The organism is Nocardia sp. NPDC047648, assembly GCF_040642815.1.
GTDB classification, from domain to species: Bacteria; Actinomycetota; Actinomycetes; order Mycobacteriales; family Mycobacteriaceae; genus Nocardia; species Nocardia gamkensis.
On the sequence record NZ_JBEYSX010000015.1, the window covers coordinates 202,472 to 212,347 of the forward strand.

Here is a 9,876-nt window from a genome sequence, read left to right on the forward strand (position 1 = left end):
CTCGTGCGTCGTGGCTGGTGGCTGGTGGCTGGTGGCTGGTGGCTCGTGGTATGCCGTGCGTGGTGGGCCACCGGTGGGAGGGGTGCGGCGTGGGACATGGGTGAGCGGTGAGGCGCAGAACCGTGAGCGGGTCGGCCGTCGTCCTGGTTACGTATGCCGAACATCGCCCGGCGGCGGATGTCCGCACCGGGGCGGCGGCGGATTCTCGGTGCATGACAGATTCGATCGTGGTCACCCGAGGGCTGACCAAACGCTACGGGGAGCACACCGCTGTCGACGATGTGAGCATGACCGTCGTGTCCGGCGAGATCTACGGCTTTCTCGGCCCGAACGGCGCCGGTAAGACCACCACCCTGCGCATGCTGGCCGGGCTGATCCGTCCCACCGAGGGCACGGCCACCGTCGCGGGGCATCGTCCCGGTGATCCCGCGGTGGTCCGCCGGATCGGCGTGCTCATCGAAGGACCGGGCTTCTACCCCTACCTCTCCGGCCGGGACAACCTGCGCGTGCTCGCCGAGTATCGCGGGCTCGGCCGGCCGGAGGTCGACGCCGCGCTCGAACGAGTCGGGCTGGCGGGCCGCGCCGAGGACAAGTACCGCACCTACTCGCTCGGCATGAAACAGCGCCTCGGTGTGGGCGCCGCCTTGCTCGGCAGCCCCGACCTGCTCGTTCTCGACGAGCCGACCAATGGCCTCGATCCCGCCGGGATGGCCGAGATGCGGGAGCTGATCACCGCTTTGGCGGCCGAGGGGCACACGGTACTGCTGTCGAGCCACATGCTCAGCGAAGTCCAGGCGATTTGCGACCGGGTCGGCGTGATCTCGCGGGGCAGGCTGCGCACCGAAGCGACGGTCGCGCAGTTGCGCGGAGGTTCGGCACTGGTGGTGCGGGCCGACCCGCTGGAGGTGGCCCTGCCCGCGGTGCGTCGGCTGGTGGGCGACCGTTCGGCGCTGCTGACCGCGAGCGGTATCCGGATCGAGTCGGACACCGTCACCGCGCCCGCGGTGGCGCGTGCGGTCGTGGCGTCGGGGGCGGACCTGCTCGAGCTGCGGGTCGAAGAGAAGTCCCTGGAGGAAGTGTTCTTCGAGATGACGCGATGGGAGGCCGCGCGATGAACGGCACGGCGATCCGCGATTCGGTCGCGAGTACGAAGGCCGAGATGCTGCGACTGCGGAAGTGGCCCGCGTTCTGGATCCTTCTCGGCACGTGGCTTCTGCTGAATCTCACGTTCGCCTATCTGTTCAACTATCTGGCTTACACCTCGGGGGAATCGAGCCGGATGTCCAACGGACTGCCCCGCGAGGCGTTGCTGCGACAGATGTTGCCGGCCGCGGTGCCCGAAGTGTTCACCCAAGGGATGGCCATGTTCGGCGGCGCGCTGATGCTCATCCTCGGCGCCCTGGCCGTCGGCAGTGGTTACGGCTGGGGGACCTGGAAGACCGTATTCACCCAGGGGCCTTCGCGGGTGCAGGCGGTCGCCGCCGTGGTGGTGAGTCTCGTCGGCGTGGTGGTGGCGTTGGTGTGCACGGCGTTCGTGGTCGACCTCTCCGTCGCCGCGCTGATCGCGGCTTTCCAGTCGCAGTCGCTCGCGCTGCCGGGACCGGGCCGGTCGATGCTCGGAATCCTCACCGGCGTCCTGATTCTCGGTATGTGGACGCTGGCCGGCGCGCTGATCGGTGCGGTCGCCCGTGGTCCCGCGCTCGCGGTGGGGCTGGGCTTGGTCTGGGTGCTGGTGGTGGAGAACCTGTTGCGCGGCGTCGCCGCGATCTTCGCGCCGATCGAGGTGATCACCGATCATCTGCCCGGCACCGCCGCCGGATCGCTGGCGGGGGCGATGCGCACCGTGGACGGGCCCGCCACGCCCGGTGTGTCGCAGGTGCTTTCGCGGTCCGAATCGGTGGTCGTGCTGGTCGTCTACGTCGCGCTGTTCGCGGCCTGCACGATTTGGCTGATGCGCGAACGCGATCTGGTGTGAGTTACCGGAGGAGTGAAACCGCTGGTGGGCGCCGTCCACCGGCGGTTTCCGCGCGCGGCATGCTCACCCGGCCCGCAGAACGGTTTCCGCGATCACCCGAAGCGCGCCGGTGATCTGTTCGGAAGTCAAGCCGCGCTCGCGCTGCTGCCGATAGACCTCGGCGGCCAAGGGCGCGAGGAGCGGGTCGACCATCGGGTCCGGCTCGCGAATCCCCGCCGCCGACAACAAGGCTCGCACGTGTGCGTACCAGAATCCGTAAGCCCCGGTGGCGAAGCGAGCTCCGCCGATCTCGGCGCCGAGCACGAGATGCGCGTGCGCGTCCAGCAATTCGACCATCGCGGCGTAGAACGCGGCCAGCCGCTGCGCCGCCGGAGCTCCGGGGCCGAGCGGCGGCGGACCGGAGAGCAGTTTCGCTTGCAGTGCCCGCTCGTGTTCGTCCAGCAGGGCCACCGCGACCGAGTTGGTGTCCGGATAACGCCGATACAGGGTGCCGCGGCCGACACCGGCGGCCTTCGCGATGTCGTCCATCGTGACCGTGCGGGGGTCGCGGGTGGCGAACAATTCCGCGGCGGCGGCGAGCACTTTGGCCCGGTTGCGGGCAGCGTCCGCTCGTTCCGGCGCCGCCGACCGGCCCGGCACCGCACCGGCGAGCAGGTCGGATCGGGGTTCCATGCCGCGACTCTAGCCGATTCGGCCATAACTGGACAATCTGTCCATCTCGCTCGTATGGTGGAGGTCGATGGAATCGGACATTGTGTCCACTTATTCGGAGGTCGGATCATGAGCACGCTGTTGCACCTCGACGCCAGCGCCCGGCGGCAGTCGATCAGCCGGGAGTTGAGCGCGGCATTCGCCGACGCGTGGCGCGCACGCCATCCGGAGGGTGGCTACTACTACCGCGACCTCGCGGCCGAGCCGGTGCCGTTCATCGGGGCGGCGTGGACCGAGCTGTGCGACGCCGTGCTTGCCCTGCCGAGCACGGACCTGGAGCGGCTCGGTGAATTGGTGCGGACCCCGGAGCAGGCCGCCGCCTGGAAGATCATCGAGCCGCTGCTGGCCGAATTGCTCGCGGCGGACGTGATCCTGATCGGCACCCCGATGTACAACTACTCGATCCCGGCTTCGCTCAAAGCATGGCTGGACCAGGTGACCTTTCCGCGCATGTCGCTGGGGCACCGGAGGTTCGTGGTGGCCAGCGCCCGCGGCGGCGCTTACTCGCCGGGCGCTCCGAAAGCGGCCTACGACTATCAGGAGCGCTTCCTGCGCGACTTCTTCGCGGGTCATTTCGCCGTGTCCGACACGGTGTTCGTACATGCGGAATTAGCCAACTCCCGCCAAGACCCGGCTTTGGCACACAGGCGCGCCGAGCACGACACGTCCTACGCCCGCGCTGCGGCCGCCGTCCGCGCTCTGGCCGGGGAGTACTGAGGTGAACTGGGTAGTTCTCGCCGTCGCCGGGCTGGTGGAGATCGTCTGGTCGCAGAGCATCAAACCGACCGAGAATTTCACCAGACTCGTTCCGACGCTGGTCTGCGTCGTTCTCGGTGTCACGGCCGTGTACCTGCTGTCGCGCGCCATGCAGACGCTGCCGGTCGGCACCGCCTATGCCGTGTTCACCGGCATCGGCGCGCTCGGCGCGATCACCCTCGGCATCGTGGTCCACAAGGACCCGCTCAGCGCGGGCCGGCTCCTGGCGCTCGTGTTGATCCTCGGCGGCCTCGTGCTGGCCAGAGTCACGAATCCGGAGTGAGGACACGTCGACGACGGCGCGGAATCGCCTGAGCGTCCGCGCTTTACCGGCGACGAGTGCGCGGTGCGCCGCGGCGAACGCGATCGGCGAACCGGTGGGCCGGGGCGTGTCCGCCGGGGTAGGTTTCGTGCTGAATCGTCAAACGATCATCGGCGAAAGGACCGTGATGCCCACACGTACCGCGCGTACCGCTTGGACCGGCACCCTCCAGGAGGGTTCGGGACAGGTCGAACTGGCCAGTTCAGGGGTCGGTAAGTACGACGTGTCGTTCCCCAAGCGTTCCGCCGAGGAGGCCGACGGCACCACCAGTCCGGAGGAACTGATCGCGGCCGCGCACTCCTCCTGCTATGCGATGGCGCTCTCGGCGCAGATCGGCAACGCGGGCGGGACCCCGGAGAACCTGGACGTCACCGCCGACGTGACCCTCGGCCCCGACCCGGCGGGCGGCTTCCGGATCACCGGGATCGAGCTGACCGTCCGCGGGCGCGTCTCGGGCATCGACGCCGACGCCTTCCAGGCCGCCGCCGAGGCCGCCAAGGCGGGCTGCCCCGTCAGCAAGGCCCTCGCCGGGGTCGACCACATCACCCTGGACGCGGCTCTCGCCTAGTGCCACCGCTTCGTGCCCCGCACCCTCGACGGAGGTGGGGCGCGAAGCGCGCGTGTCAGCGCTTGCGAAAGTAGTGGCGGGCGTGGCGGGTGTAGAGCGCGGGGACGGCGACCAGCACGGCGAAGACGTGGACGGCGCGGAGGGCGGCCAGCAGCAGGGATGCGGGACCGGCGTCCCGGACGAGGTCGCGCAGTTCGTTCGCCGACATGGCCGCGGCGAGCGGCTCGATGATCAGTGACAACAGGCCGAACCCGCCGATGCCGACGGTGATCAGCAGGCGGGCCCACCGGTCGCCGTAGGTCATGCGCACCGCGACGGCCAGCACCAGAACGTAGATCGCCGCGCGCACCCCCAACCCGGTGGCCAGGCTCGCCGTGTCTGTTCCCGGGAAAGCCCGGGCGGCCCGCACGATGGCCTCCGTGGCGCCCGCGAGGACAGCGACGGCCAGAGCGACGAACGCGACGCGGACGGCGCGCGGCGGTCCAGCGGAATGGACGCGCGGCGATACGGGCCAGACGGAAAAGGCAGTGCCGGTCATGGGACCGACACTGCCTCAGTGCTTCCGGACGCGAATCACCCCGCGGTAGTGGCGGCCACCGGTACCGGAGTATCGGTGCGGGTCGCGAACTCGGTCAGCGCCGCGAAGCCGAGGCCGAGACAGGCCCACAGGGTCGCGGTCTCGGCCAGCGACGCCACCCGGAACTGCCACAGCAGGGTGGCCGGGAAGTCCGCGCTCACCTCGTTCACGCCGGGCAGCAGGACGTAACCGAGCGCCGTCACCAGGACGAACGCCGCGACACCGCCGATCAGGCGGAACGTGGGAAGTTGCGCGCGCAGCGCGGTGAACGCCGCGACCGCCGCGCCGACGGCCACCAGGCCCAGCACGACCGCCGCCAGCCACAGCAGGGTGCGCTCGTTGATGGTGTCCGGATCACCCACCGCCGGTGGATTCGCCGGATATTTGAAGAACGGCACCGCGACGATCGCGGCCCAGCCCGCGGCGCCGAGCGCCAGGGCGAGCCGTGGGCCGGACAGTGCGGTGTAGCGCCGCGCGAAATGCGCGACCGAGGCGTAGATAGCGCCGAGCGCGAGCCCGGCCAATCCGAGGGCGAGGAACTGTCCGAACTTCTGGCCGCCGCGGCTCACCAGCGGTTCTTCCTCGTCGCCGTGGGAATGCCCTGCTGTCGATTCCGCGTGCTCGCCATGGGTGTGCCCGGCGGCGGAGCCCGCTTCCTCGATCGCGATGGCGGCGTCCACCTTCGGTTCGCCGACGAAGTAACCGACTGTCGCGGCCAGCAGGCCGGCGATGAGGCCGGCCAGCAGGCCGCGGAGCAGCAGTGTTCGGAGCGAACCGATCAATGGCACGGGAGCCCCAGCAGGTGGCGTCCGTCGTGCATCAGCTCATGCAGATACATCCCGCTGCGCGAGATGACACCCTGGTCGAAGCCGACCAGGTAGAGCGTGAGCAATGCGAGAAGAACGACACCGACCGTGACGAGCACGGCGGCCAGGGAATCGGTTGCCCGGCTGGGTGTATGCGCGATGGCCATTCGAGTCCTCCTTGGGATACGCGTCCCGTCCGGTGGTGGCGCGACGGTGCCGGTGTCTGGCTTTCCGGCACCGGACTCGGTGCGTGGAACACAGTGGCGCGACCGCTCCGGAATCTCACCGGAATTACCGCGTCACCCTCGCGTTTGTCCCTCGAACTGTGACACCCGCACACCCCCCGCGTCAACCAGGTCCGGCACGGGCGTACCACGGCGTCGGGCGAGTCGCCGGGCAGGCGGACCTGCCCGGCGTCGGATGCCGGACTCAGTTCGCGGGCTTGGCCTCGACGTCGAGCACGACCTCGAACTCGAGCAGGGACGCACCCGTGGAGACCGGCTTCTGCCGCTCGCCCGCGTGCGCCTCGCGTGCGGGCCCGTCCCGCCAGGCCGCGAAGGACTCTTCCGAATCCCACTGGGTGACAACGAAATACCGCTTCTCGCCGGCGACGGGGCGGAGCAGCTGGAAGCCGAGGAAGCCGGGGGAGCCCTCGACCGCGTGCGCACGGTGGGCGAACCGCTTCTCCAATTCGGGGCCCGCGCCCTCGGGAACCTCGATCGCGTTGATCTTCACAACAGCCATGGGTCCAAGCTAGCGGCTGCGGCCGAGCAGACGCTCGGTACCTCGTATTGTCGAGGCGATGTTGCACGACGAAGGCGGAACGGGCGCGCCGATCCTACTGCTGCACGGACTGATGGGCAGCGCGCGCACCTGGCGCGATCAGCTGGCCTGGCTGCGCGGATACGGCCATGTCTACAGCTTCGACGCCGCGGGCCACGGCAGGCCCGCGCCCGGGGAACTGACCACCGAGGCCTTCGTCGCGGACCTCGCCGCGGGCACCGCCGCGATCGGCGAGCCGATGGTGGTGATCGGCCATTCGATGGGCGCGCTGCACGGCTGGGTGTTCGCCGCGACCCACCCCGATCGGGTCCGGGCGCTGGTGATCGAGGACATCGCGCCGGACTTCACCGGCCGCACCGCCGCGCACTGGGCGGCGATGATCGAGGCGTGGCCGCAGCCGTTCCCCGACGACGAGGCCGTGCTGTCCTTTTTCGGGCCGGTCGCCGGGCGGTACTTCCTGAACTCCTTCGAGCGCGGGCCGGAGGGATACCGGCTGCACGGCTCGGTCACCACCTTCCGCGATATCTCCGAGGAGTGGGGAACGCGCGACTTCTGGCGGCAGTGGCATGCGGTGCGGGTCCCCGCCCTGCTGCTGGAGGGCGAGCACAGCATCACTCCGCCGGGGCAGATGCGGCGGATGGCCGCCGCCCATCCGGGCGCCGACTACGCCCTGATCGCCGGTGCCGGCCATCTCGTGCACGACGACCAACCGGAGCGCTACCGCGCGGAGGTCGAGCGCTTCCTGCGGCGGGTGTTGAGAACCTGAGCCGCGGCGGACGGTTCCGGGTCAGCCGGTCGCGCCCGGGCGCCCGCCCTCGCCCGCCAAGGCGAACAAGCCATCGGGTGTCTGTTCGATCAGGCCGTCCAGCAGCAGCGAGTCCAGGGCTCGGTCGCGCTGGCCCGGATCGCGGGTCCAGGCGATGTCCAGGCGCGTTCGTTCCACCGGCCCGCTGGCATGCCGCAGGACCTCCAGCAGGCGACCGCGCGCTTGGCGGTCGGTGCCCTCGTACTTCTGGGTGCGGCGGACCACCTCGCTCACCGGACGGCCCGCGGCGACCCACGCGCACCTCGGCAGTGGACAGCGCGCGCAATCGGGGGTGCGGGCGGTGCACACGGTCGCGCCGAGTTCCATGAGGGCGGCGGAGAACACCGCGGCGCGGTCGACCTGAAGCGGGAGCAGCGCCTCGGTGTCGGGGAGGTCCCGCGACGAAGGGGTGCCCGCTTCCGCGCGCCCGTGCACCGCCCTGGCAACCACCCGCCGGACATTGGTGTCCACCACCGGAACTCGTTGGCCATAGGCGAAACAGGCGACGGCGCGCGCGGTGTAGGCCCCGATGCCCGGCAGCCCGAGCAGCACCTCCACGTCGGTGGGCACCTCGTCACCGTGCTCGGCCGCCAGCACCCTGGCGCACTCGTGCAACCGCAGCGCGCGGCGCGGATAGCCGAGTTTTCCCCAGGCCCGCAGCACCTCGGCAGGCGAGGAGGCGGCCATCGCCGAAGGGACCGGCCAGCGCGCCACCCACTCCCGCCAGATCGGCTCGACCCGCACGACCGGGGTTTGCTGGAGCATGATCTCGCTCATCAGAATCTGCCACGCGGTGACGCCGGGCCTGCGCCACGGTAGATCACGCGCGGTCTCCCCGTACCAGTCCAGCAACGTGTCCGCGTCGATGCTCTTCGGTGCGCCGTTCCGCACTGCCCTCACTATCCCCGTTCTACTGCTGCCAGGCGGTATTTGCCCACCTGTAACCGGCCGAACTCGCTGGTAACCCGAACCGTCCTGCACAATGGTCGGTATGCCGGATTCCAACCCGATCAGTGCCTGGAAGTCCTTGCGCGAAGGCAACGAGCGCTTCGTCAGTGGTGAACTGCTGCATCCTAGCCAGGGCGCAGCCGACCGGGCCAAGCTCGTCAGCGGCCAGCACCCGCACGCGATCTTGTTCGGTTGCGGCGACTCCAGGGTCGCCGCCGAACTCATCTTCGACCAGGGCCTCGGCGACATGTTCGTGGTACGCACCGCGGGTCATGTGGTCGACAGCTCGGTGCTCGGCTCGATCGAGTACGGGGTGCAGGTGCTCAACGTGCCGCTAATCGTAGTGCTCGGGCACGACAGCTGCGGCGCGGTGAAGGCCACCATCGACGCGCTGGACGGCGGCGAGGTCCCCGGTGGGTTCATTCGCAGCGTGGTCGAGCGGGTCACGCCCTCCATTCTGATCGGGCGGCGCGAAGGCCTGTCCACCGTCGACGAGATGGAGGCCAGGCACGTGGTGGAGACCAGCCGCCTGCTCATGCAGCGGTCGATGATCATCTCGCAGCGGGTGGCCACAGGTGAGCTGGCCATCGCCTGCGTGACCTACAAGCTGGCCGAGGGCAAAGCGCAGCTGCACCGGGTTGTCGGCAATATCGGCGAGGTGGTCTGAGGCCGCGGCGCGCCCGCCGTCGGCCCAGCGTGGCGGCGGAATGTACTCGCCGCCGACAGGGGCGGACGGCCGACACGCCGTGCCCCTGAGACGGTGCGCCCGATGGTGCCCTTACCGTTGAGACGTGCTGGAACCGAATGGACCGCTGCCACCGGAGATCTACTGGCGTCGACGCGTGTTCGCCATCGGAATCCTGGTGGTCGCCCTGGCGCTGGTGATCTGGGTCGTGCTCGCGGTCGCGCGCGGGGGCGACTCGCCCGGTGACGCCCGGGCCGCCGAGTCCAGCTCGGTCGCGGCCAAGCCCGTCGACGCGGCGGCCAAGCCGTCGGGTGAGTCCGGCGCGCCGAAAACCTCGGCGGCGGCCACCAGTGTCGCGGCGGGCCCGTGCCCGGACCAATCGCTGGCCATCAAGGTCACCGTCGAGCAGCCCACGTACAAGACCGGTGAGCAGCCGGTGTTCGGGATCGTCATCACCAACATCTCGGCGGTGCCGTGCACCCGCGACATGGGCTCCGGTCTGCAACAAGTTTCCGTGCACACGCTCGACGGTCAGCGGCGCCTGTGGTCGAGCACCGACTGCTATCCGGACGGCCAGCCCGACGTTCGCACGATGGGTCGCGGTGAGCAGGCGGCATTCACGGTGACCTGGTCGGGCACCACGTCCCAGCCCAGCTGCGCGGGCGAACGGGTTCCGGTTCCGCCGGGGGCCTACAGCGTCGTCGCGCAACTCGGCTCGGTGCGCAGCATGGCCGAGCCGTTCAACATCGCCTGAGCTGTGTTGGTTTTGCCAGCGCCTGCGGCGCTGGGTGTTCGCGGCCCCTTGATGGCTCGCGTCCGAGCGACCACCGCTTGCTCCTTCGTCGCCTACGCGGCGGCCACTCGGACGCGAGCCGGGCCGCGAACGGCGCATGCTCGGTCTCGCTTCGCTCGAAACGGGGAGTCGAGGTCCGGACGGTGG

Annotated in this window: 14 protein-coding genes and 1 riboswitch; of the genes, 8 read left to right on the plus strand and 6 right to left on the minus strand. The window is 69.9% G+C overall.

The features are described 5' to 3' along the window. Positions 1-212 precede the first annotated feature (212 nt). Together ABZ803_RS28045 and ABZ803_RS28050 are read left to right on the plus strand one after the other, a co-directional pair. Positions 213-1,115 (plus strand): ABC transporter ATP-binding protein, encoded by a 903-nt coding sequence (locus ABZ803_RS28045; protein ID WP_357043757.1) that lies wholly within the window; start codon positions 213-215, stop codon positions 1,113-1,115. Next, a complete protein-coding gene (locus tag ABZ803_RS28050; RefSeq protein WP_357043759.1) occupies positions 1,112-1,975 on the plus strand; it encodes an ABC transporter permease in 864 nt (287 codons plus the stop codon). Before ABZ803_RS28045 ends, ABZ803_RS28050 begins: the two co-directional genes overlap by 4 nt. 63 nt (positions 1,976-2,038) lie before the next feature. Here the strand turns inward: ABZ803_RS28050 and ABZ803_RS28055 are convergent, their stop codons facing one another. Then, positions 2,039-2,647, minus strand: coding sequence for a helix-turn-helix domain-containing protein (locus tag ABZ803_RS28055; RefSeq protein WP_357043761.1), 609 nt, complete (start codon positions 2,645-2,647; stop codon positions 2,039-2,041). Between the two features lie 108 nt (positions 2,648-2,755). On the opposite strand from ABZ803_RS28055, the gene ABZ803_RS28060 reads away from it, so the two are divergent. The 3 genes from ABZ803_RS28060 to ABZ803_RS28070 all read left to right on the plus strand — a co-directional run bounded on the left by ABZ803_RS28060 (position 2,756) and on the right by ABZ803_RS28070 (position 4,332). Next, positions 2,756-3,403: an NAD(P)H-dependent oxidoreductase gene (locus tag ABZ803_RS28060; protein WP_357043763.1), complete on the plus strand. Its 648-nt coding sequence runs from the start codon at positions 2,756-2,758 to the stop codon at positions 3,401-3,403. A 1-nt stretch (position 3,404) separates the two neighbouring features. Then, a complete protein-coding gene (locus tag ABZ803_RS28065) occupies positions 3,405-3,725 on the plus strand; it encodes a multidrug efflux SMR transporter (protein WP_357043765.1) in 321 nt (106 codons plus the stop codon). 166 nt (positions 3,726-3,891) lie between these two features. Continuing rightward, positions 3,892-4,332 (plus strand): OsmC family peroxiredoxin, encoded by a 441-nt coding sequence (locus ABZ803_RS28070; RefSeq protein ID WP_357043767.1) that lies wholly within the window; start codon positions 3,892-3,894, stop codon positions 4,330-4,332. A 55-nt stretch (positions 4,333-4,387) separates the two neighbouring features. Here the strand turns inward: ABZ803_RS28070 and ABZ803_RS28075 are convergent, their stop codons facing one another. The 4 genes from ABZ803_RS28075 to mhuD all read right to left on the minus strand — a co-directional run bounded on the left by ABZ803_RS28075 (position 4,388) and on the right by mhuD (position 6,459). Continuing rightward, complete coding sequence (locus ABZ803_RS28075; protein WP_357043769.1) at positions 4,388-4,870, minus strand: hypothetical protein; 483 nt, start codon at positions 4,868-4,870, stop codon at positions 4,388-4,390. A gap of 35 nt (positions 4,871-4,905) precedes the next feature. Beyond that, a complete protein-coding gene (locus ABZ803_RS28080; RefSeq protein ID WP_357043771.1) occupies positions 4,906-5,697 on the minus strand; it encodes a CbtA family protein in 792 nt (263 codons plus the stop codon). Continuing rightward, on the minus strand, positions 5,688-5,882 hold the full coding sequence (locus ABZ803_RS28085; protein ID WP_040864549.1) for a CbtB-domain containing protein: 195 nt from the start codon (positions 5,880-5,882) through the stop codon (positions 5,688-5,690). The genes ABZ803_RS28080 and ABZ803_RS28085 overlap by 10 nt, the downstream gene beginning before the upstream one ends. 29 nt (positions 5,883-5,911) lie before the next feature. Next, a riboswitch (cobalamin riboswitch) is annotated at positions 5,912-6,064 on the minus strand. A gap of 80 nt (positions 6,065-6,144) precedes the next feature. After that, positions 6,145-6,459 carry a mycobilin-forming heme oxygenase MhuD gene (gene mhuD / locus ABZ803_RS28090; protein WP_040864550.1) on the minus strand — a complete coding sequence of 105 codons (315 nt, stop codon included), beginning with the start codon at positions 6,457-6,459 and terminating at the stop codon, positions 6,145-6,147. Positions 6,460-6,517: 58 nt separating this feature from the next. On the opposite strand from mhuD, the gene ABZ803_RS28095 reads away from it, so the two are divergent. After that, positions 6,518-7,264: an alpha/beta hydrolase gene (locus ABZ803_RS28095; RefSeq protein ID WP_357043774.1), complete on the plus strand. Its 747-nt coding sequence runs from the start codon at positions 6,518-6,520 to the stop codon at positions 7,262-7,264. A gap of 21 nt (positions 7,265-7,285) precedes the next feature. Here the strand turns inward: ABZ803_RS28095 and ABZ803_RS28100 are convergent, their stop codons facing one another. Continuing rightward, positions 7,286-8,206: an A/G-specific adenine glycosylase gene (locus ABZ803_RS28100; protein WP_357043807.1), complete on the minus strand. Its 921-nt coding sequence runs from the start codon at positions 8,204-8,206 to the stop codon at positions 7,286-7,288. 88 nt (positions 8,207-8,294) lie between these two features. Here ABZ803_RS28100 and ABZ803_RS28105 point away from each other — a divergent pair, with 88 nt between their 5' ends. Both ABZ803_RS28105 and ABZ803_RS28110 read left to right on the plus strand, forming a co-directional pair. Further along, positions 8,295-8,918: a carbonic anhydrase gene (locus ABZ803_RS28105; protein WP_357043776.1), complete on the plus strand. Its 624-nt coding sequence runs from the start codon at positions 8,295-8,297 to the stop codon at positions 8,916-8,918. A 124-nt stretch (positions 8,919-9,042) separates the two neighbouring features. Then, positions 9,043-9,690, plus strand: a complete 648-nt coding sequence (locus ABZ803_RS28110) for a hypothetical protein (protein ID WP_357043778.1) — start codon at positions 9,043-9,045, stop codon at positions 9,688-9,690. Positions 9,691-9,876: the final 186 nt, after the last annotated feature.

Bases quoted from the DNA above. Each gene is read 5' to 3' on its own strand.
- ABZ803_RS28070 (WP_357043767.1), top strand. From the start codon at position 3,892: ATGCCCACACGTACCGCGCGTACCGCTTGGACCGGCACCCTCCAGGAG.
- ABZ803_RS28095 (WP_357043774.1), top strand. From the start codon at position 6,518: ATGTTGCACGACGAAGGCGGAACGGGCGCGCCGATCCTACTGCTGCAC.
- ABZ803_RS28045 (WP_357043757.1), top strand. From the start codon at position 213: ATGACAGATTCGATCGTGGTCACCCGAGGGCTGACCAAACGCTACGGG.
- ABZ803_RS28060 (WP_357043763.1), top strand. From the start codon at position 2,756: ATGAGCACGCTGTTGCACCTCGACGCCAGCGCCCGGCGGCAGTCGATC.
- ABZ803_RS28055 (WP_357043761.1), bottom strand. From the start codon at position 2,647: ATGGAACCCCGATCCGACCTGCTCGCCGGTGCGGTGCCGGGCCGGTCG.
- mhuD (WP_040864550.1), bottom strand. From the start codon at position 6,459: ATGGCTGTTGTGAAGATCAACGCGATCGAGGTTCCCGAGGGCGCGGGC.
- ABZ803_RS28050 (WP_357043759.1), top strand. From the start codon at position 1,112: ATGAACGGCACGGCGATCCGCGATTCGGTCGCGAGTACGAAGGCCGAG.
- ABZ803_RS28075 (WP_357043769.1), bottom strand. From the start codon at position 4,870: ATGACCGGCACTGCCTTTTCCGTCTGGCCCGTATCGCCGCGCGTCCAT.
- ABZ803_RS28085 (WP_040864549.1), bottom strand. From the start codon at position 5,882: ATGGCCATCGCGCATACACCCAGCCGGGCAACCGATTCCCTGGCCGCC.
- ABZ803_RS28105 (WP_357043776.1), top strand. From the start codon at position 8,295: ATGCCGGATTCCAACCCGATCAGTGCCTGGAAGTCCTTGCGCGAAGGC.